This window comes from Pseudomonas sp. GYB4201, from assembly GCF_056312595.1.
On record NZ_JBWGIG010000017.1, the window covers coordinates 75445 to 96715 of the forward strand.

Annotated in this window: 18 protein-coding genes; 9 read left to right on the plus strand and 9 right to left on the minus strand. The window is 66.5% G+C overall.

Features of this window, described 5'->3' with window-relative positions; translation table 11 throughout:
* Position 1: 1 nt before the first annotated feature.
* Both AC0Z2B_RS17600 and hemB read right to left on the minus strand, forming a co-directional pair.
* The gene (locus AC0Z2B_RS17600; RefSeq protein WP_416424437.1) at positions 2–913 is read right to left on the minus strand and encodes a LysR family transcriptional regulator; all 912 of its coding nucleotides are present in this window, start codon (positions 911–913) and stop codon (positions 2–4) included.
* Between the two features lie 204 nt (positions 914–1117).
* Positions 1118–2089 (minus strand): porphobilinogen synthase, encoded by a 972-nt coding sequence (gene hemB, locus AC0Z2B_RS17605; RefSeq protein WP_416424438.1) that lies wholly within the window; start codon positions 2087–2089, stop codon positions 1118–1120.
* A 142-nt stretch (positions 2090–2231) separates the two neighbouring features.
* Here hemB and ddlA point away from each other — a divergent pair, with 142 nt between their 5' ends.
* Both ddlA and AC0Z2B_RS17615 read left to right on the plus strand, forming a co-directional pair.
* Complete coding sequence (gene ddlA / locus AC0Z2B_RS17610) at positions 2232–3323, plus strand: D-alanine--D-alanine ligase (RefSeq protein ID WP_476298328.1); 1092 nt, start codon at positions 2232–2234, stop codon at positions 3321–3323.
* An 811-nt stretch (positions 3324–4134) separates the two neighbouring features.
* Positions 4135–4617, plus strand: a complete 483-nt coding sequence (locus AC0Z2B_RS17615; RefSeq protein WP_476298330.1) for an REP-associated tyrosine transposase — start codon at positions 4135–4137, stop codon at positions 4615–4617.
* Here AC0Z2B_RS17615 and AC0Z2B_RS17620 read toward each other — a convergent pair.
* Positions 4595–4867 (minus strand): hypothetical protein, encoded by a 273-nt coding sequence (locus tag AC0Z2B_RS17620; protein ID WP_416424441.1) that lies wholly within the window; start codon positions 4865–4867, stop codon positions 4595–4597. The two genes, AC0Z2B_RS17615 and AC0Z2B_RS17620, sit on opposite strands and share 23 nt — an antisense overlap.
* Positions 4868–5145: 278 nt before the next feature.
* Here AC0Z2B_RS17620 and AC0Z2B_RS17625 point away from each other — a divergent pair, with 278 nt between their 5' ends.
* Complete coding sequence (locus tag AC0Z2B_RS17625) at positions 5146–7005, plus strand: alkaline phosphatase family protein (RefSeq protein WP_476298332.1); 1860 nt, start codon at positions 5146–5148, stop codon at positions 7003–7005.
* A gap of 6 nt (positions 7006–7011) precedes the next feature.
* Here the strand turns inward: AC0Z2B_RS17625 and AC0Z2B_RS17630 are convergent, their stop codons facing one another.
* Both AC0Z2B_RS17630 and AC0Z2B_RS17635 read right to left on the minus strand, forming a co-directional pair.
* Entirely contained in the window at positions 7012–7887 is an 876-nt protein-coding gene (locus tag AC0Z2B_RS17630) for an NAD(P)-dependent oxidoreductase (protein ID WP_476298333.1), read from the minus strand.
* Positions 7884–9185, minus strand: coding sequence for a cation:dicarboxylate symporter family transporter (locus AC0Z2B_RS17635; RefSeq protein WP_476298335.1), 1302 nt, complete (start codon positions 9183–9185; stop codon positions 7884–7886). Before AC0Z2B_RS17635 ends, AC0Z2B_RS17630 begins: the two co-directional genes overlap by 4 nt.
* Positions 9186–9430: 245 nt before the next feature.
* Between AC0Z2B_RS17635 and dkgB the strand changes: the two genes are divergently transcribed.
* The 6 genes from dkgB (at position 9431) to AC0Z2B_RS17665 (ending at position 16868) form a co-directional block, all read left to right on the plus strand.
* Positions 9431–10234, plus strand: coding sequence for a 2,5-didehydrogluconate reductase DkgB (gene dkgB, locus AC0Z2B_RS17640; RefSeq protein ID WP_476298336.1), 804 nt, complete (start codon positions 9431–9433; stop codon positions 10232–10234).
* A 519-nt stretch (positions 10235–10753) separates the two neighbouring features.
* A complete protein-coding gene (pdxR, locus tag AC0Z2B_RS17645; RefSeq protein ID WP_476298338.1) occupies positions 10754–12193 on the plus strand; it encodes a MocR-like pyridoxine biosynthesis transcription factor PdxR in 1440 nt (479 codons plus the stop codon).
* 80 nt (positions 12194–12273) lie between these two features.
* On the plus strand, positions 12274–12714 hold the full coding sequence (locus AC0Z2B_RS17650) for a carboxymuconolactone decarboxylase family protein (RefSeq protein ID WP_476298340.1): 441 nt from the start codon (positions 12274–12276) through the stop codon (positions 12712–12714).
* A gap of 103 nt (positions 12715–12817) precedes the next feature.
* The gene (locus AC0Z2B_RS17655) at positions 12818–13999 is read left to right on the plus strand and encodes an acetyl-CoA C-acyltransferase family protein (RefSeq protein WP_476298342.1); all 1182 of its coding nucleotides are present in this window, start codon (positions 12818–12820) and stop codon (positions 13997–13999) included.
* 15 nt (positions 14000–14014) lie between these two features.
* Complete coding sequence (locus tag AC0Z2B_RS17660; RefSeq protein ID WP_476298344.1) at positions 14015–14866, plus strand: 3-hydroxybutyryl-CoA dehydrogenase; 852 nt, start codon at positions 14015–14017, stop codon at positions 14864–14866.
* 442 nt (positions 14867–15308) lie between these two features.
* The gene (locus AC0Z2B_RS17665; RefSeq protein ID WP_476298346.1) at positions 15309–16868 is read left to right on the plus strand and encodes a sensor domain-containing diguanylate cyclase; all 1560 of its coding nucleotides are present in this window, start codon (positions 15309–15311) and stop codon (positions 16866–16868) included.
* A 3-nt stretch (positions 16869–16871) separates the two neighbouring features.
* Here AC0Z2B_RS17665 and AC0Z2B_RS17670 read toward each other — a convergent pair whose 3' ends face one another.
* The 4 genes from AC0Z2B_RS17670 to AC0Z2B_RS17685 form a co-directional block, all read right to left on the minus strand.
* The gene (locus AC0Z2B_RS17670) at positions 16872–17579 is read right to left on the minus strand and encodes a metallophosphoesterase (RefSeq protein WP_416424452.1); all 708 of its coding nucleotides are present in this window, start codon (positions 17577–17579) and stop codon (positions 16872–16874) included.
* Positions 17580–17661: 82 nt separating this feature from the next.
* Positions 17662–17877 carry a TOBE domain-containing protein gene (locus AC0Z2B_RS17675; protein WP_008370939.1) on the minus strand — a complete coding sequence of 72 codons (216 nt, stop codon included), beginning with the start codon at positions 17875–17877 and terminating at the stop codon, positions 17662–17664.
* A 225-nt stretch (positions 17878–18102) separates the two neighbouring features.
* Complete coding sequence (locus tag AC0Z2B_RS17680) at positions 18103–19905, minus strand: ABC transporter ATP-binding protein (RefSeq protein WP_476298348.1); 1803 nt, start codon at positions 19903–19905, stop codon at positions 18103–18105.
* 188 nt (positions 19906–20093) lie between these two features.
* The gene (locus AC0Z2B_RS17685) at positions 20094–21266 is read right to left on the minus strand and encodes an acyl-CoA dehydrogenase family protein (protein WP_476298349.1); all 1173 of its coding nucleotides are present in this window, start codon (positions 21264–21266) and stop codon (positions 20094–20096) included.
* Between the last annotated feature and the right edge of the window lie 5 nt (positions 21267–21271).

The window sequence follows — 21271 nt, forward strand, 5'->3', positions numbered from 1 at the left end:
CCTACTGCAACGACGCCTGCCCACCCGGCAATACCGCCCGCAGATGGCTGATCAGCACTTTGATCTTGGCATCCAGGTAGCGCCGGTTGGTGTACACCGCATAGACGTTCAAGCACTGCAACCGATACTGCGGCAACACCCGCACCAGGCTGCCATTGTCGATGCCCTTCTGGGCCGAGAACACCGGCAGCGAGCCTATCCCCATCCCTGATTCGATCGCCTCGATCATGGCATCGCCCATGTTCACCTGGAACGCCGACGGCCCCAGGGTGATGCGCTGCACGTCCTCGTCCCCATGAAACTCCCACTGGTTGCTGGCACTGCTGGGGTTCACCAGCCGCAGGCACTCGTGGCGCTGCAACGCCTGGGGCGTGGCCGGTGCGCCATGGCGGGCGATGTAGTCGGGGGAGGCGCACAGCACGCTGTAGGACTGGCCGATGCGCTGGCTGACGTAGCCCGAGTCGGGCAGTTGCGGGGCCAGCACGATGGCGACGTCGATGCCCTCCTCGATCAGGTCCGGCATGCGGTTGGCCATGGTCAGTTCAAAGCTGACGTCGGGGTATTGCTGGCGGTAGTCGGCAATGGCCGGCACCACGTAGTGGCGGCCCACGCCCATCATCGAATGCACGCGCAGGCGGCCGCTGGGGCGCAGCTGGGTGTCACCGGCTTCGACTTCGGCTTCGTCGACGTGGGCGATGATCTGTTCGCAGCGGGCCAGGTAGCGCTGGCCCACTTCGGTGAGGGCGACGTGGCGGGTGCTGCGGTTCAGCAGGCGGGCGCGCAGGTGTGTCTCCAGCGCGGCGACGCTGCGCGAGACGGTGGCCACGGCCACGTTCAGTTGTTTGGCGGCATGGCTGAAACTGCCAGCCTCGGCGACGCAGACGAAGGTGCGCATATTTTGCAGAGTGTCCATCGAATGCCTCTTGGATGGTGAAGCTGCAATTGTCACACACAGATGCGGAATGATTATTCCGCAGGATGAAAAGGCTATTCCCCCAAAACGAAAAAGCCCACCCCCGTAGCAGCTGCCGCAGGCTGCGTCCCCCACCACCGCAGCCATTAAGTCGGAATGCGGTGGGGCCGGACGCCGCCTGCGGCAGCTGCTACGGGAAGCCCATCAGATGCCGTCGCGGGCGATGTCCATGGCGAAGTAGGTGAAGATCAGGTCGGCACCGGCGCGCTTGATGGCGCCCAGGCTTTCACGCACCACGCGGGCTTCGTCGATGGCACCGGCCTGGGCACCGAACTTGATCATCGCGTATTCGCCACTCACCTGGTAGGCGGTCAGCGGCAGGCGCGAGGCTTCGCGGATGTCGCGGATGATGTCCAGGTACGCACCGGCCGGCTTGACCATGATGGCGTCAGCGCCTTCCTGCTCGTCCATCAGCGACTCGCGCACGGCTTCGCGGCGGTTCATCGGGTTCATCTGGTAGGCCTTGCGGTCACCCTTGAGCGCCGAGCCGCCGGCTTCGCGGAACGGGCCGTACAGGGCCGAGGCGAACTTGGTGGAATAGGCCATGATCGAGGTGTCGATGAAGCCCGCCTCGTCCAGGGCGCTGCGGATGGCCTGCACCTGCCCGTCCATCGCCGCCGACGGCGAGATGAAGTCGGCACCGGCGCGGGCGGCGGCAACGGCCTGCTTGCCCAGGTTGCGCAAGGTGGCGTCGTTGTCCACGCCGTGGTCGCACAGCACGCCGCAGTGGCCGTGGGAGGTGTATTCGCAGAAGCAGGTGTCGGCCATCACGATCATTTCCGGCACGGCGTCCTTGCAGATGCGCGCCATACGCGACACCAGGCCGTTTTCCTGCCAGGTGTCGCTGCCGTCGGCATCCAGCTTGTGCGACACGCCGAAGGTCATCACCGACTTGATGCCGGCGCGGGCGTAGCGCTCGATCTCGCCGGCAAGCTTGGATTCGGGAATGCGCATCACGCCCGGCATGCTGGTGATCGGCACGAAGTCATCGATTTCTTCCTCGACGAAAATCGGCAGCACCAGGTCGTCCAGGCTGAACTCGGTTTCCTGGAACAGCGAACGGAGGTTCTCGGAACGCCGCAGGCGCCGTGGACGAGCGATAGGGAACTGGGACATCGGAAATCCTGTGTTGAAGATGACAATTCAGTGCGTCAGATTATGCCTGTCCGGCGTTGAGGACAAATCGGCTTTGACAATGCATTCTTGCAGCTATTGTAACAGTGCCTGCCAGGGCCTCGCATTCATCAAGGGAACCATCATGGCCAAGCTGCGCGTAGGGGTAATTTTCGGGGGCCGTTCGGCCGAGCATGAAGTGTCGCTGCAGTCGGCGCGCAACATCGTCGAGGCACTGGACCGCGAGCGCTTCGAGCCGGTGCTGATCGGCATCGACAAGGACGGCCAGTGGCACCTCAATGATGCCTCCAACTACCTGCTGAACCAGGAAGACCCGGCGCTGATCGCCCTCAACCGCTCCAACCGCGAACTGGCCCTGGTGCCCGGCAAGGCCCAGCACCAGCTGGTGGAAACCGGCGCCTCGCCCTTGGCGCACATCGACGTGATCTTCCCGGTGGTGCACGGCACCCAGGGCGAGGACGGCTGCCTGCAAGGCCTGCTGCGCATGGCCGACCTGCCCTTCGTGGGCTCTGATGTGCTGGGCTCGGCGGTGTGCATGGACAAGGACGTCAGCAAGCGCCTGCTGCGCGACGCGGGCCTGGCCATTACCCCCTTCATCAGCCTCAACCGCGCCACCGCCCGCCGCCGCGACTTCGCCCAGGTGCAGGCCGAGCTGGGCCTGCCGCTTTTCGTCAAGCCGGCGAACCTGGGCTCGTCGGTGGGCGTGAGCAAGGTCGAGGACGAGGCCGGTTACTGGCAGGCCGTGGAACTGGCCCTGGCCTTCGATGAAAAAGTGCTGGTGGAAGCCGCGGTCAAGGGCCGCGAAATAGAATGCGCCGTGCTGGGCAACGACGAGCCGCTGGCCAGCGGCTGCGGCGAGATCGTGGTCAAGGGCGGCTTCTATTCCTACGACAGCAAATACATCGACGGCGATGCCGCCCAGGTGCTGGTGCCGGCAGACATCCCCGCAGCGGCCAGCGAGCGCATTCGCGCGCTGGCGGTGGAAGCGTTCCAGGTGCTGGGCTGCAGCGGCCTGGCGCGGGTGGACGTGTTCCTGACCGACAGCGGCGAGGTGATCATCAACGAGCTCAACACCCTGCCCGGCTTCACCCGCATCAGCATGTACCCGCAGCTGTGGCTGGCGGCGGGCATGACCTATACCGAGCTGGTGAGCCGGTTGATTGAATTGGCGTTGGAGCGGCACGGGCGGCGCAGTGGGTTGAAGTCGAGCCGGTAGGAGCCACGGGGCGGCCATCCGCCTTGGTCGCGATACATACACCGCAAATGAACCTGCCATGCGACCGGCGTCGTGGCCATCGCGGCCAAGGCCGGCTCCTACCGCCCACCGTGGTAGGAGCCGACCTTGGTCGCGATACATACACCGCAAATGAACCTGCCATGCAACCGGCGTCGTGGCCTTCGCGGCCAAGGCCGGCTCCTACCGCCCACCGTGGTAGGAGCCGACCTTGGTCGCGATGCATACACCACGACTGAACCTGCCATGCAACCGGCGTCGTGGCCATCGCGGCCAAGGCCGGCTCCTACCGCCCACCGGGTAGGAGCCGACCTTGGTCGCGATACAGCCACCGCAAATGAACCTGCCATGCAACCGGCGTCGCGGCCAAGGCCGGCTCCTACCGCCGACCGTGGTAGGAGCCGACCTTGGTCGCGATGCACACACCGCAAATGAACCTGCCATGCGACCGGCGTCGTGGCCTTCGCGGCCAAGGCCGGCTCCTACCGCCCACCGTGGTAGGAGCCGACCTTGGTCGCGATGCAGCCGCCGCGACTGAACCTGCCATGCAACCGGCGTCGTGGCCATCGCGGCCAAGGCCGGCTCCTACCGCCCACCGTGGTAGGAGCCGACCTTGGTCGCGATGCACACACCGCGAATCAATCGGTCATGCAATCAGCGTCGTGGCCAACCGCCAACCGGGGTAGAGGCAGCCACCGCGAATCGCCGAGCCGGCAATAATCGGAAGCTATTCAACGCCACGCGACGCGCCCGCATGCACTAGGTTTGGGTTTTGCCAAGGAGGCACTCCCCCATGCACAAATCACCCAACCTGCGGAACGGTCGCTTCTCGGAATTGAATCGCGTGTACCTGTTGACCACGGTCACCCTTGATCGCAAGACGCTCTTCACACACCGGCACCTTGCATGCCCGGTGATAGATGCCATCAAAACAGCCGAGCGCGAGCAAGCCGCACGCACCCTCTGCTGGGTGCTGATGCCTGACCATCTACATTGGCTGGCAGAGCTGCGCCAAGGCACCCTGGCTGGGCTGATGGGGCGCCTTAAGTCTCGATCAACGCTTGGTATCAATCGCGCTGGGGGCACCACGGGCCCCGTCTGGCAACGGGGCTATCACGACCATGCCCTGCGCCATGAAGAGGATCTCATGCGCATGGCCCGTTATGTGGTCGCCAATCCGATTCGCGCCGGGATCGTGGTGTGTCCCGCCGACTACCCGTTCTGGGGCGCGTGCTGGCGCACCGAAAGCGCGCTTAAAGCACCTGCTGGTCAGTAATCATCGACTGCACGATGAAGTCTTTCTGCGCAGGGGTCAGGGTATCCCAGATGTGAGTTTTGCCGTACAGCCCCAAGCCGCCGATGATGTACAGCACCAGGGCGCAGATGATGGCGATGGAGGTGGCGGTCCAGCGGCCTTCGTCGTGTTCTTCGTGGGCGCCCTGCAGTTCGGCGCGCGGGCTGACGGAGGTGCCGCTGAACAGGCGGCGGAACGTTTGCAACAGGAAAAGCAGGACCAGGCGCAGCATGGGTTTTCAGTCTCTCTAAAAGGTACAGGGGGGCGCAGTCCGTGCGCGGCTGTGAATCAAAAAGCGGAAACGAAAAAGCCCGTCGCATGGACGGGCTTTTTTATAAGAAGGAAGGAGGCGTGCTCCTGCGGCTCTGTTGGCCGAATGCTGGCGATTTTACATGTACTATTTGGTTAATTCCACATCTGCCTGCCAACGCACGACAGACGGTCAGTCATCGTACAACCAAGCCTGAACCCCCGTGATCTATGCTGGTTGTTCCACCCGGAGCAGCCGTCATGACGACCCAAGTCTACCTGATCAACAACCTCGATTCGGCGCTGGCCATGACCACAGTGGTCAGCCCCGCCCTCAGCACTGCCGACTGGGGCGTGAACAACACCCAGCTGCCGCCCCTGCTGCACCAGCCGGTGTGGTGGATGAACCGCGACGAAGGGATCACCGACGGCCAGACCTGGCTCTTCACCAGCACCCTGACCCTGGGCGACGTGGCGGTGCAACTGCAGGCGCAATTGACCGGCACCTTTGCCGGCAGCACGATCCTGATCCGCATCAGCGCTGGCGGAAACAGCACTCCATGGTCCGGCGACGCCAACGTCAGCCTCGACTTCGTAGGCCAGGACAACCGCCACTACAGCATCACTGGCACCTACCAGGGCCAGGGCCTGGGCTACGACAACGTGCAATTCTCCATCGGCCAGCGGGCGCTGGCGCAGATCGACCACGTGATCGTGATGATGATGGAAAACCGCTCGTTCGATAACGTGCTGGGCTACCTCTACAGCCCCACACACCCGCCTGCGCTTAACATTCCACCGGCGGCCAACGCCGATTTCCGCGGGCTGGCCTACAGCCCCGCCAGCAATACCGCGCCCGGCGTCAATGGCGGCATGCCGCTGGCGGCGTGCTGCGGTGCCAGCGGCTGGACGGTGCCCACGCCCGACCCGGGCGAGGAGTTCGACCACGTCAGCGCCCAAGTCGCGAACAACATGGGCGGGTTCCTCAAGGATTACGCCAGCCTGCCCAGCACACCCACCGATACCGGCCAGATCATGCAAAGCTATAGCCCTGCGCAGTTGCCGGTGCTGTCGAAGCTGGCCAGGGCGTTCGCGGTCAGTGACGCCTGGCACGCCTCGGTGCCCAGCCAGACCTGGCCCAACCGCAGTTTCCTGCTGACCGGCTCTTCGTTCGGCCAGGTCAACAATGACCATTGGCCGTGGAAGCTGACCACGGTGTTCGACGTGCTGGGCAGCCAGAATATCGACTGGAAGGTCTATAACGCCGGCACCCTGCCCTCCCTGGTCAAGACATTGTTCGCCGAGAACTACTTCGACAACACGCACAACTTCGGCAAGCTGGACGAATTCCAGCACGCCGTGAGCCAAGGTACGCTGCCGCCGCTGACCTTCCTGGAACCCAGCTTCGGCCTCTCGGAAAACCTGGGGCACGACCGCAGCTACCACCCGCCCTACGACGTGCGCCCGGCCGAACTGCTGCTGGCCCAGGTCTACGAGATGATCGCCAGCAGTCCCAAGGTGGATCGCACCTTGTTCGTGCTGCTGTTCGACGAACATGGCGGGACGTTCGACCACGTGCAACCACCTTCCGGTGCGCAGCCGCCACTGCCCTATGCCACGGCGCCAACCGATGGCCAGCCGTTCGCCTTCGACCGCTTCGGCGTGCGCGTGCCGGCCATTGTGATGTCTTCCTATACGCCCCAGGGCGCCGTGTTCCGCAGCGCCACGGGGGTGCCGTTCGACCACACCTCGGTGCTGGCCACGGTGCGCGACTGGCTGGGCCTGCAAACCGCGTTCAAACAACAGCTGCCCAGCCCGCGCATTGCCGCCGCGCCGACCCTGGCGCCGGTGTTGCCGCTCACCCAGCCCAGGCCCTGGCCCTCGCTGAAGGCAGAAATCGCTCAGTTGCAAGCGGCCGTGGCCGGCCTGGCAGCGCAGCCGATGCCTGACGCCACGCCGCTGCACGACCAGCAGCGCGCGGTGCTGATGATGGCCAACATCGAGGCCAGCGGCCGTGCGCCACGGCCCCAGGACTGGCAGGCGGCCAAGGCCCAGTTGCGCACCCTGGGGGATGCCCGGCGCCTGCACCCGGCCTTGGCGCCGTTCCTGCCCAAGCAGTGAGCTGCGTCAGTCGAGCAGCGCATCCACCAACCGCGTCCAATCAAACGGCACCGTATCGGCGTAGGTCATGCCCTGCGCTGCCATGCGCTCCACCAACCCACGCTGGGTAGCGACAATGGCCAAGCTCATGTTCGGCGCCACGCCGACATCGGCCGCGGTCTTGGCCACCTCTTCCATTTCCTCGGCACGCCGGCGGCCATGCTCGGCCACGCGGCTGATCAGGTAGTGCGGCAGCTCGGCGTCCCAGCCCATGCTGGGGAAGCTCTTGTGCAGCGACGCCAGCACCGCGTCCTCGGCGCCATATTGGCGGGCGGTGGACAGGCACTCGGTGGTCAGCGCCTCCAGGCCCTTGATCATCACGCTGCGGCACATCTTGATGGCCGAGGCCACGCCCACCTCCTCGGCGACCACGCGCACATTGAAACCCAACGGCGCCAACCAGCCGGCCACTTCCTCGGCGCGCTCGCCGCCGAGCAGGATCGGCGTCTGCAGCCGTTGCGGTGGCACCGGCGCCATCACCGCGGCGTCGAGGTAGCTGCCGCCGGCGGCCGTGATGGCCGCGCAGGCGCTGCGCTTGGTGTTGGGCGCCACCGAGTTGATGTCCATGAACACCTGCCCCGGCGCGATCAGCGTGGCCACCTGCTCGGCCACGCCCAGGGCGGAGCCGGCGGTGACGGCGCTGATGATCAGGTCGGCGCCGGCAATGGCTTCGGCGGCCGTATGAAACAGGGCCACGCCACTGGCCGTGGCCTTGGCGCGCAGGGCCTCGCCCAGGCGGTCACAGGCACGCACCGCCAGGCCCTGGGCCGCCAGGTCGTGGCCAAGAATACCGCCGGCTTCACCGAAACCGATCAGGGCAATGCGAAGGCTGTGGTCTGTCATTTTGAGCTCTCTGGCAAGGTGGCAACGGGCGCCGTGGCGGCGCGTTCAGGGGTAGCGAGGTAGGCGTCGAAGCGCTGGCGGTCGAAGAGTTTTTCCCAGCGGCAGATCACGAACACCGCCACGCTGTTGCCGATGACGTTGGTGGTGGAGGTGGCGATGGCCAGCACCCGGTCGATGCCGAACAGCAAGCCCACGGCGCCCATGGGCAGCACGCGCACGGTCTGCAGGGTGGCGGCCAGCTTGATCACCGCGCCCCCGGCCGAGCCGGCGCCGCCCTTGGAGGTCAGCAGCATCACCGCCAGCAGGCTCAGCTGCTGGCCCCAGGACAACGAGGTGTCGGTAGCCTGGGCCAGGAAGCCCAGGCCGCAGGCCATGTACAGGCAGGCGCCGTCGATGTTGAAGCTGTAGCCGGCCGGCAGCACGAAGCCCACCACCGCTTCATCGCAACCGGCCTGCTTGAGCTTGTCCACCAGCCGCGGGAACGCCGCTTCGCTGGAGGCGGTGCCCATGGCGATGATCGCTTCTTCCTTGATCACCCGCAGAATCTTCAGCAGCGAGAACCCCGCCAGCGCCGCGACACTGCCCAGGACCAGGAAGATGAAAATCAGCACGCTGGCGTAGTAGGTCAGCACGTAGCGCAGCAGGTACAGCAGCGTCGAATGCCCATAGCTGCCCACGGCCGCCGCCATGGCGCCGAACGCCCCCAGGGGCGACAGGCGCATGATGTAGCCCAGCAGCTTGAAGATCACCACCTGCCCTTCGTTGAGCAGGCGCAGGCCCACCCAGTCGGGCTTGGCACACTGGGCCAGGGCCACGCCCACCAGCACCGAGACGAACAGCACCGGCAGGATCTCGCCATCGACGAAGGCCGCGCCCAGGGTGCGCGGGATGATCGACAGCATGAAGTGGCTGAGGCTGAAACTGTCGGCGGCCAGGGCAGCGGTTTGCCCGGCCGCCTCGCCGGTCAGGGTGTCGGCCATGTGCAGGTGCAGGCCGTCACCGGGCCGCACCAGCGACACCACCACGAAGCCGGTGAGCATGGCCAGGGTGCTGACCACCTCGAAATACACCAGGGTCTTGATGCCGATGCGGCCCAGGCGGCGAAAGTCGCCAATGTGGGCGATGCCGTGGACCACGGTGAAGAAGATGATCGGCCCCAGCAGCATCTTCAACAGGGCGATGAACGCCGTGCCCAGGGGCTTCATCTGCACGGCGGTCTCCGGTGCCAGCAGCCCCAGGGCGATGGCCAGGGCCATGGCGATGAGCACCTGGACATATAGCTTGCCAAGCCATTTCATGGGTGTACCTCGTTGTTGTTTTTATGTCGAACGAGGTTTGCATGGATGGATTTTGCTGGGGAAATGCGTTCGTTTGAGGGGGGCATGCGTTTTGTTTATGCGCGGTTACGTCGCTGCGGGGCGCCGTCGCGCAGCCATTCGTGACTATCAAGCAAATATCAAATGCCGGGGCGGCTATTTTTCCCCCAGCGCGTGGTCTGGATACTGGCCGCCTATTCCCCATCACCTGTCACAGGAAACGCCCCATGAGCATCCCCGCCTTCGGCCTCGGCACCTTCCGCCTCAAAGACCAGGTTGTCATCGACGTGGTGCGCACCGCGCTGGAACTGGGCTACCGCACCGTCGACACTGCGCAGATCTACGGCAACGAGGCCGAGATCGGCCAGGCCATCGCCGACAGCCAGGTGCCCCGCGACGAGCTGTTCATCACCACCAAGATCTGGGTCGACAACTTCGCCGCCGACAAGCTGATTCCCAGCCTGCGCGAGAGCCTGGCCAAGCTGCGCACCGATTATGTCGACCTGACCCTGATCCACTGGCCATCGCCGAAAAACGCCGTGGCCGTGCGCGAATTCATGACCGCCCTGGCCGAGGCCAAGGCGCTGGGGCTGACCCGCCAGATTGGCGTGTCGAACTTCACCATTGAGCTGATGCAGCAAGCCATCGCCGTGGTCGGCGCCGGCGAGATCACCACCAACCAGATCGAGCTGCACCCCTACCTGCAGAACCGCAAGGTAGCCGAGTTCGCGCGCAGCCAGGGCATCCAGGTCACCTCGTACATGACCCTGGCCTACGGCAAGGTCATCAATGACCCGGTGATCGCCGCCATCGCCGCGCGCCACCAGGCCACCACCGCCCAGGTCACCCTGGCCTGGGCCATGCAGCTGGGCTATGCGGTGATCCCCTCTTCCACCCGCCGCGACAACCTGGCCAGCAACCTGGCCGCCGCTGACTTGCGCCTGAGCGACGCCGACCTGGCCGCGATCGCCGCCCTGGACCGCGGCGAACGCCTCACCAGCCCCGCCAGCGTCGCCCCCCAATGGGACTGAGCCGCTAACGCCCGTAGCAGCGGCCGAAGGCCGCGTCCTGGAGCAACGCAGGACCGCCGCAGGACGCAGTCTTCGGCAGCTGCTACGCGAATCTGTAGCCGCTGCCGCAGGCCTTCACCCTCGCTGGAGAACTTCAGTGCACTCAGGGGCCAGCGCAGCCTGGCGGCAGCGGCTACGCGAAATCCTGCGCACATCGCACCGGTAGCAGCGGCGGGGCGGCCATCCGCCGAAGGCCGCGTCCCGGAGCAACGCAGGACCGCCGCCGGACGCAGCCTTCGGCAGCTGCTACGCGAATTTGTAGCCGCTGCCGCAGGCTGCGCAGGCATTCACCCTCGCTGGAGACCTTCAGTGAACTCAGGGGCCAGCGCAGCCTGGCGGCAGCGGCTACGCGAAATCCTGCGCACATCGCACCTGTAGCAGCGGCCAGAGGCCGCGTCCCGGAGCAACGCAGGACCGCCCCCGGACGCAGCCTTCGGCAGCTGCTACGATGGCGGGATCATCCGCTGCCTGCCTGCCCCCATGGAACTGCACATCACCTTCCCCACCCGCAAGGACCTGGGCGAGCAACTCTACCGCCAGCTGTACGACGCCATCGACAGCGGTCGCCTGGCCGCCGGCACCCAGCTGCCGCCCACGCGCCTGCTGGCCACGCAGCTGGGCGTGTCGCGCAAGACCGTGGCCGATGCCTATTCGCGCCTGACCTACGACAACCTGCTCAGCGGCCGCGTGGGCAGCGGCACCTTCGTCAACGCCCGGCCCATCACCCAGCCAGAAGTACAGCCAGCCTCGCCGCTGGCCAGCGCCGCCGTGCTGGCGCTGTGGCGGGACATGCCCATGCCACTCAGCCACGCCGCCGCCCAGGGCCGCGCCCGCTATGAGTTCATCGGTGGTGCGTCGCTGAAAACCCACTTCCCCTTCGACCAGTGGCGGCGCTGCACCCTCTACGCCCTGCGCCAGTTCAATCGCTCCCGCGCCCTGCACGGCGACCCCCAGGGCCTGCCGGAACTGCGTGAAGCGGTGGCGCGGCACATCGGTTTTGCCCGCGGCGTGCGCGCCAGCGTCGACAGCGTGCTGATCACCAACGGCGCGCAGCAGGCCCTGGATTTGATCGCCCGGGTGCTGATCGAGCCCGGTTGCAAGGTGGCCATGGAAGACCCCGGCTACCCCTTCGCCCGCCAGCTGTTCGCCGCCCAGCGCGCCGAGGTGGTGGACGTGCCGGTGGATGATGAAGGCCTGTGCGTAGAGCTGATCCCCGAGGGCACCCGGCTGATCTACGTCACCCCCTCGCACCAGTTCCCGCTGGGCATGCCCATGAGCCTCGCCCGCCGCCAGGCACTGTTGGCCCGCGCCGCACAGCTGGGGGCGATCATCATCGAGGACGACTACGACAGCGAGTTCCGCTACGAGGGGCCACCGACGGACTCGCTGCAGAGCCTGGACCCCTACGGCCTGGTGGCCTACATCGGCACCTTCTCCAAGACCCTGCTGCCCGAACTGCGCCTGGGCTACGCGGTGCTGCCGGCGGCCATTTTGCAAGCGGTGAAAGTGGCCAAGCAGTTGACCGACTGGCACACGCCCACCCTCAGCCAATGGGCCTTGGCCAAGTTCATCAGCGAGGGCGAACTGCTCAAGCACGTGCGCCGTTGCTTCGAGGTGTACAGCGCCCGCCGCGAGCGCATTCTGCAGCGCCTGGCCGGTGACCTGGCGCCCTGGCTGGCCGCCGTGCCAGCCACTGCCGGCTACCACTTGACCGCCCTGAGCCAGTCGGACGCCGACCTGGGCGTGCTGATCAAGGTCGCGCGGCAGGCCGAGGTGGGCCTGTACCCGATCACCCCGTTCTACAGCCGGCAAACGCCGGTGCCAGGCCTGTTGCTGGGCTTTGGCGCCATCGACCTGCTGGACATCGACCCGGCCCTGGATCGGGTGCGCGACATCTTCCAGCAATTGGCCCCCCGGTAAAGCGCCGCATTGGCTATTCGGTGCAATTGGCCTGAGCGTTAAGGTAGCTCCCACACACCACCTACCCCGGAGACACCGAAATGAACAAGCGCATCGAATGGGCCAAAGTCGCACCCGACGCCTACAAGGCCATGGTTGGCCTGGAGATGGCCCTGGCCAAGTCCGGCCTGGAAAACTCGCTGCTGGAACTGGTGCGCCTGCGCGCCTCGCAGCTCAACGGCTGCGCCTATTGCGTGAACATGCACGCCAACGATGCGCGCAAGGCCGGCGAAACCGAAGCCCGGTTGCAGACCCTGACCGTGTGGGAAGAAACGCCGTTCTTTACACCACGCGAACGTGCGGCGTTGGCTTGGGTCGAGAGCCTGACGCAGTTGTCCATTCATCACGCGCCACAGCATCAATATGAAGCGCTGCTTGAACACTTCGACGAAGCGGAAGTCGCTAACCTGACCCTGGCGATTGCCACGATCAATGCCTGGAACCGCTTCGGCGTGGGCTTCGCCATGGTGCCCCAGGCCTGACTGGCAGTTCGCTCCCGGACCGCTGAGTTTCCGCAAGAGACAAATCCCCTCTAAGCGCTCTAGACTGGGCAAAAAACAACACGCCCAGTCAGGAGCCCTCCCCATGTCCACCCCGGAAATCTTCGTGGTCAGCGCCGCGCGCTCGGCCATCGGCAGTTTTGGCGGTTCGCTCAAGGATGTACCGCCCACCCAGCTGGCCACCGACCTGGCCCGCGCCGCCCTTGAGCGGGCCAAACTGGCCCCCGAGCACATCGGCCACGTGGTGTTCGGCACGGTGATCCCTACCGAGCCACGCGACGCCTACGTGTCGCGGGTGGCGGCGGTCAACGCCGGCATTCCTCAAGAAACCCCTGCATTCAACGTCAACCGCCTGTGCGGTTCCGGCCTGCAGGCCATCGTTTCGGCGGCGCAGAGCCTGCTGCTGGGCGACGCCGGCGCGGTGCTGGCCGGCGGCGTCGAGTCCATGAGCCGTGGCCCGTACTTCCTGCAGCAGACCCGCTGGGGCGCGCGCATGGGCGATATCCAGGCGCTGGACTACATGCTGGGCGTGCTGCACGACCCGTTCGCCGGCATTCACATGGGCATCACCGCCGAGAACATTGCCGAAAAGTACGGCATCACCCGGCAGATGCAGGACGAACTGGCGCTGGTCAGCCAGCAACGCGCCGCCCGCGCCATTGCCGAGGGGCGGTTTGCCTCGCAGATCGTGCCCATCGAGATTGCCACGCGCAAAGGCCCGGTGACCTTCGCCGAGGATGAGAACGTGCGCTCCGTGGACGCCGAGCAGTTGGCGAAGATGAAACCGGCGTTCAAGAAGGACGGCACCGTCACCCCGGGCAACGCCTCCAGCCTCAACGACGGCGCCGCCGCGCTGGTGCTGGCCACCGCCGAGACCGTGCGCGCCCACAACCTTGTGCCCCTGGCGCGGCTGGTGGGTTACGGCCACGCCGGCGTGGAGCCGGCGCTGATGGGCCTGGGGCCGATTCCCGCCACCCGCCAGGTGCTGCTCAAGGCCGGCCTGCGGGTGCAGGACCTGGACGTGATCGAGTCCAACGAAGCCTTCGCCGCCCAGGCCTGCGCCGTGGCCCGGGAACTGGATTTCGACCCGGCCAAGGTCAACCCCAACGGCTCGGGCATCTCCCTGGGCCACCCGGTGGGCGCCACCGGCGCGATCATCGCCACCAAGGCCATCCACGAACTGCACCGCATCCAGGGCCGCTATGGCCTGGCGACCATGTGCATCGGTGGCGGCCAGGGTATCGCCGTATTGTTCGAACGCGTTTAATTGAAGGAACATGACATGACCGTGCAACACATCGCCGTCATCGGCGCCGGCACCATGGGCAACGGCATCGCCCAGGTGTGCGCCCTCTCCGGCTACCGCGTCACCCTGTTGGACATCAGCGACGCCGCCCTCGAAAAGGGCCTGGCCACCCTGGGCAAGAACCTGCAACGCCAGGTGAGCAAGCAGACCCTGACCCCGGCGCAGGCCGACCAGGCCCTGGCCCGCATCGCCACCAGCACCGACTATGCGCGGCTCGCCGAGGCCCAGTTGGTGATCGAGGCGGCCACCGAGAACCTCGGGCTCAAGGTGAAGATCCTCAAGCAAATCGCCGAGCAGGTCAGCGAGCAGTGCATCATCGCCACCAACACCTCGTCGCTGTCGGTGACCCAGCTGGCGGCCAGCGTCAACGCGCCGGAGCGCTTCATCGGCCTGCACTTCTTCAACCCGGTGCCGATGATGGCTCTGGTGGAAGTGATCCGTGGGCTGCAGACCAGTGACGCCACCCATGCCCTGGCCCTGGACGTGAGCGGGCGCCTGGGCAAGACCGCCATCAGCGCCGGCAACCGCCCGGGCTTCGTGGTCAACCGCATCCTGGTGCCGATGATCAACGAGGCCATCCTGGTGCTCAGCGAAGGCCTGGCCAGCGCCGAGGACATCGACACTGGCATGCGCCTGGGCTGCAACCAGCCCATCGGCCCGCTGGCCCTGGCCGACCTGATCGGCCTGGACACCCTGCTGGCGATCATGGACGCGTTCCTGGAAGGCTTCGGCGACAGCAAATACCGCGCCGCCCCCCTGCTGCGCGAAATGGTCGCCGCCGGGTACCTGGGCCGCAAGGCCGGCCGCGGTTTCCACCATTACCCGTAACACTGCACCCCGTAGCAGCGGCCACCAGGCCGCGTCCGCAGGCGCCGCGCATTCCCAGGCATACCGCGTCGTGCCCGGACGCAGCCTTCGGCAGCTGCTACGCGGATAACCACGCCCCGTAGCAGCGGCCGCCAGGCCGCGTCCGCAGGCGCCGCGCATTCCCAGGCATACCGCGTCGTGGCCGGACGCAGCCTTCGGCAGCTGCTACGCGGATAACCACGCCCCGTAGCAGCGGCCACCAGGCCGCGTCCGCAGGCGCCGAGTATTCCCAGGGATACCGCGTCGTGGCCGGACGCAGCCTTCGGCAGCTGCTACGCGGATAACCACGCCCCGTAGCAGCGGCCGCCAGGCCGCGTCCGCAGGCGCCGCGTATTCCCAGGCATACCGCGCCTCGTGGCCGCTGCTACACTGGGCAGACGCCCATTCGCTCATATGGCCGCCGATGCTGGACAATCTGCAGCAGCGCATCATCCTCAAGGCTCGGCCCTCGGCCCAGCGCCTGGCCATCGGCTTCATGGCCCTGGTGCTGCTGTCGTTGCTGGGCCTGGACACCTGGCAAAGCTGGACCGCCCGCACCCAGGCGCTGCGGGTGGCGCAGACCCACACCGCCAACCTCGCCCGCTCCCTGGCCCAGCACGCCGAAAGCACCGTGCAGGAAGCCGACTCGGTGCTGGCCGACCTCACCGAACGGGTCCAGGCCGACGGCACCGGCCCGGCGCAACTGGCCCGGCTGCACCGCCTGATGCAGGCGCGCACCCACGAACTCACCCAACTGCACGGCCTGTTCATCTACGACAAGGACGGCCGCTGGCTGGTGACCTCCAACGACGTCGACCCGGCCGGGGTCAACAACGCCGACCGCGAATACTTCCAGTTCCACCGTTTCAACCGCGGCAACGCCGTGCACATCGGCCCGGTGATTCGCAGCCGCACCAACAACCAGCTGATCATCCCCGTGTCACGGCGCATCGAAGGCCCGGACGGCGCCTTTGCCGGCGTGGCCCTGGCGACCCTGGACCTGGAATTTTTCAACCGCTTCTACCAGTCCTTCGACCTCGACCGTCAGGGCGTGATCGTGCTGGCCCTGGCCAACGGCACAGTGCTGGCCCGGCGGCCCTTCGACGAGCACGTGATCGGCACCAGCCTGGCCAAGGGCCGGGTGTTCAGCGAACTGCTGCCCAACCAGCCCTCGGGCAGCAGCATGATGCCGTCGCTGATCGACGGCGTGTCGCGGCTGTTCAGCTACAAGTCCTTGGACAAATACCCGCTGGTGGTGGAGGCCGCCCAGTCCAAGGACGCCATCTATGCCACCTGGCACGCCAACCTGCTGCGCTCGGCGGCGTTCATCCTGGTGGTGGGCGCGGCGCTGTCGGTGTTCGGCGTGGCGTTGATTCGCCAGCTGCGCCACGGCCAGCGCACCGAGGCGCAGCTGCGCAACGCCCACGCGGCGCTGGAGATCCTGGCCATGCAGGACGCCCTCACGGGCCTGGCCAACCGTCGCCAGCTGGACGCCGCCCTGCCCCACGAGATCGGCCGCGCGCGGCGCAACGGCAAGCCGCTGGGGCTGATCATGCTCGACGTCGACCACTTCAAGCGTTTCAACGACCTGTACGGCCACCCCGCCGGCGACCAGTGCCTGCGCGCCGTGGGCCGCGCGGTGCTGGACTGCGTGGGCCGCAGCAGCGACCTGGTGGTGCGCTACGGCGGCGAGGAGCTGCTGGTGGTGCTGCCGGAAAGCGACTGGGCCGGCACCTGGTTGGTGGCCAACAATATTCTCGAGCGGGTGCGCGAGCTAACCATCCACCATGCCGGCAACGACGGTGGCCTGGTGACCCTGAGCGCCGGCGTGCACGTGTGGGTGCCCGAGGGCGAGGACACCCAGCCGCACCTGCTGATCCAGGCGGCCGACCAGGCCCTGTACCAGGCCAAGCACCACGGCCGCAACCGCCTCTACCCCCCGCAACCCCAGCGCCAGGTGCAGCCAGAGCCGCAGCAGGTGTGACGCTTAGCGCGCCACGGGGGCAGGTACGTTCAAAGGCTCCAGGGCACCCAGCTCCATCAAGGTGAAATAGCCTTCGCTCCAGCCCGCCGTGTCGATGTGCCAGACGTTGCCCAGGCGCCGCGGCCGGCGCAGCGGCGTGTGGCCGACGATCACCGCGCGCACGTCACGAATGCCGCTGCCGTCGCCGCGCTTGATGCGCGCGCGCGACCACTGGCAACCCTCGTCGGTGTAGGTTTCGCCGGGCCAGCGGTGCTGGAGGAAGTCGCGCAACTGGCGCCAGGTGGGAAACGGGCAATCGGCGTGCACCAGGCCCACCAGGCCGCGGCTGGTCTCCACTTCCAGGGCCACCGGCAGCTGGCTGAAGCGCTGGGCGTAGAGCTGCTGTTTTTCCGCGCTGGCGTCAATGAACCAGGCGCCGCCGCTGGCGCGGTACATGCGCTCGTCGACGCTGATGTTGGCCTGGTGCTGGATGGCCAGGGCCTCGTGGTTGCCCTGCACGGCGAAGAACCAGGGGCGGTCCAGCCACTCCAGGCACGCTTCGCTTTGCGGGCCGCGGTCCACCAGGTCGCCAACGCTGAACAGGCGGTCGGTGGCCGGGTCAAAGCCCACGCGGTCGAGGGTGGCTTGCAGGCGGCCGAAGTGGCCATGGATATCGCCCACGGCAAAGTCGCGACCACTGGGGTTGCGCGCGTAATGGGCGAATTTGTTCATGGCCAGCCTCCTTGTGCCTCGCTGCACCACGATCTTCGTCTCGTGGCGCCGCGCGGTCAATGGATAGCTGCCGGGAGCTGGGTCAGAGCTTGGCGATGGACACTTCGGTGGACTTCACGAACGCGATCACTTCGCTGCCCACTTTCAGTTCCAGCTCATGGATGGAGCGCGTGGTGATCACCGAGGTAACGATGCCCGAAGCGGTCTGCACGTCGATTTCCGACACCACCGGGCCTTCGATGATTTCCTTGATCACGCCTTTGAACTGGTTGCGTACGTTGATGGCTTTGATGGTCATGGCACGATTCCCTTGTGATGGAAGCTGCGGCCCAGTGCCGCGATGGGTTTACTGTGCCCCAGCCCGGTTAAAATCAAAAGGAATTGATTGTGCTTTTGATATTCCTGCAAAGAATATATCGATGTGCTTGCGCGTGGAACGATCCGGCGTCATCGCGGCCAAGGCCGGCTCCTACCACGCACGCGGTAGGAGCCGACCTTGGTCGCGATGCAGGCATCGCGATTCTCAAGAGGTGAGTTCTACCTCGGCCTGGGCCTGGCGGCTCCACAACCGGAAGTAGTGCCCGCGTTGGGCCAACAGCTGCTCATGGCTGCCATCCTCCACCAGCCGCCCGTGGTCCAGCACCAGGATGCGGTCCAGATGTGCCACCGTCGACAGCCGGTGGGCCACCACCAGCACGGTCTTGTCGTCCATGATCTCGTCGAGCTTGTCCTGGATGAAGCGCTCGGTGATGGAGTCCAGGCTCGAGGTGGCCTCGTCCATCACCAGGATCGGCGCGTCCTTGAGGATCACCCGGGCGATGGCGATGCGCTGCCGCTGCCCGCCCGACAGCTTCACCCCGCGCTCGCCCACCAGCGACTCGTAGCCGTGCTCCATCTCGCCGATGAAGCCCTGGGCGCCCGCGCGGTGGATGGCGGCGTCCAGCTCCTCGTGGCTGGCGTCCAGGCGGCCGTAATGGATATTTTCACGGATAGTGCGGTGGAACAGCCCCGGCTCCTGGGGAATCAGACCGATCTGCCCGTGCAGGGAATGCTGGGTGACTTGGCGCACGTCCTGACCATCGATCAGCACCGCGCCGCCCTGCACGTCGTACAGGCGCAGCAGCAGGCTCAGCAGGGTCGACTTGCCCGAACCCGAAGAGCCCACCAGGCCCACGCGCTGGCCCGCCGGAATGGTCAGGTTGAAGCCCTGGAAAATCGCCTGCCCGGGGCGGTAGCCGAAGGTCACGTCGCGAAATTCGATGTTGCCGCGCTTCACTTGCAGCAGCCCGGCAGTGGCCTGGTCGGTGACCTCGTGGGGGCGCACCAGGGTGCGTACGCCGTTGGCGATGTTGCCGGCGGCCTCGAAGAAATCCAGCAGCCGCCGCGCCAGGTTGCCCACGTCGTTGACGATCAGCAACGACAAGCTGGTGGCCATGACAAAACCGGCCAGGTCCAGGCGCTGGGCGCGCCACAGGTACAGGGCCAGCAGCACCATGCCCAGCTTCAGCGCCACGCCCAGCCCGGACAGCAGCCAGCGGATTTTCTCCATGTAGATGAAGGCCCGGTAGGCGGCCTTCATCTCGCGGTTCAGGTAGCCGTTGAGGTAGTCGTATTCATAGGCGTGGCGGGCGAACAGGCGAATGTTGGTGAGGTTGCTGACCGCGTCCACCACCTTGCCGTTGCTGAGGCTGCGCGCCGAGGAAAACTGCTGCGCCAGCGGTTGACTGCGGCGCGCCAGCCAGTAACTGATGCCGGTGAACAGCAGCGCCCACACCAGCATGAACTGGCCCAGCGCCGGGGCGGCCAGGTACAGCAACAGCACCGAGACGCTGAGGGTGACCACCACCGGAATCAGGTCGAACAGGACGATGGCAATGGTCATGTTCACCCCCATCGACACCTCCGACACCTTGTGCGCCAGGGCCCCGGCGAACTTACTGCTGACGAAGCGGTGGGAGTGCTGCTGCAGGTAGGCGAACAGCGTCTGGGTGACCGCGCGGCGCTGGATAGGCACCACGTGGATGTGGCAGCCGTTGCCGATGCGCAGCATGAGCATTTCCGTCACCAGCAGACCGGCGAACAGCAGCAGCGGCGTTTGCAGAACGTCGAAGGCCTGGTGAATATCGGCCAGGTGGCTGATCAGCCCGGTCAGGCGCCCCAGCCCCCAGGGGACCAGGATCGTGCACACGGCTGCGCCAATCTGCAGCAGCAGGATGGCCAGGTACCAGCCCTTGAAACGGCGCAGGAACAGCAGGACGAAGCCCAACGGGGTGCCCGGAAGGTGGTCGACCTTCCATGTTTCGGGCGTTGCAGTGCTCTGGGACATGGGATAGCGCTTCCTTGGCAAGTCATCCGCAGGATACGGTGGCGAGCATGACAATCATGAAATGTGCCAGAGTTGGTACAAACGTCCACCAAGCGGACCGCGTCGTCTGCATCGCGACTAAAGTCGGCTCCTACGCTGCCCGTGGTAGGAGCCGACTTTAGTCGCGATACAGGCGACGCGGTTTGCCTTTAGAACAGCCCGGACGTCGGCGGGGGCGTGCCTTTCAGCGCCCAGGCGCCCACCGCCGCGGCCTTCCAGTCGCGCGGGTTGTGGTTGGCCACGGTGCGGGCGTTGCGCCAGTGCCGGTCGAGGTTGTGCTGGCGGCTGGTGGTGGAGGCGCCGCCCACGTCGAACAGGCGCTCGGCGGCCTTCAGTGCGCTGTCGGCGGTGATGAACTGCGCCTGGGCCACTTCCACCGCGGCCTGCTCCACCAGCGCCGGCGCCTGGCCGGCGGCCCAGGCGCGGTCAATGCTGTCGGCGGCGCGCAGCACCACGGCTTCGGCGGCGTAGGCGCGGGCGGCGATCTCGCCCACGCTCAGCTCCACATAGGGGTCATCCACCGAGCGGCTGGCGCTGCTGTGCTTGATGGGCCGCGCATGGTCCTGGGCAAAGCGCACCGCGTCGTTAAAGGCGTTGCGGGCGATGCCGGCCTGCACGGTGGCGAGGAACAGCTGCAGGAACGGCGTGACGATGGTCCGCGTGCCCTCTTCCACCGTGCGCGTGCGCAGCTCGTCCGGGTACACGATCACGTCGTCCAGGCGCGTGGTGCCGCTGGCGGTGAGGCGCTGGCCCATGGCGTCGAAGTCGTCCAGCAGCACCAGGCCCTGGCGGTCGCGGGGCAGCACGAAGGAGCGCGGGAGGTCGTCCTCGTCCAGCGCCACCACGCTGATCCAGTCGGCGTACAGCGAGCCGGTGCTGTAGTACTTGCTGCCGTTGACCCGGTAGTGGTCGCCCTGGCGCACGATGCGCGCGCTGATCGCGCCGTTGGCGCCGCCCACTTCCCAGCCGGCGTTGCCCAGCACGGCGCCGTCCAGGTAGCGGGCGAACCAGCGCTGGCGTTCGGCGTCGGCGTCCTCGGCGCTGCTGGCCAGCAGGCCTTCGACAAACGCCAGGCCCGGGCGCAGGGCCTGGGCGGTGTTGGAGTCGACGCTGGCCACCGCCAGCAGCACTTCGATGGTGTCGCGCACGCTGGCGCCGGGGCCACCAGCGGCTTGCGGGATGCGCAAGGTGTAGAGGCCAGCCTCGGCCAGCTGGCGCACGGCGTCGTAGGGCAACTGGCGGTCGCGCTCGCGGGCGGCGGCGCCGGCCTCGATGGCGGGCAGCAAGGCGTTGATGCGGTCTTTCAGGGCCTGAACGGTCATGGGTA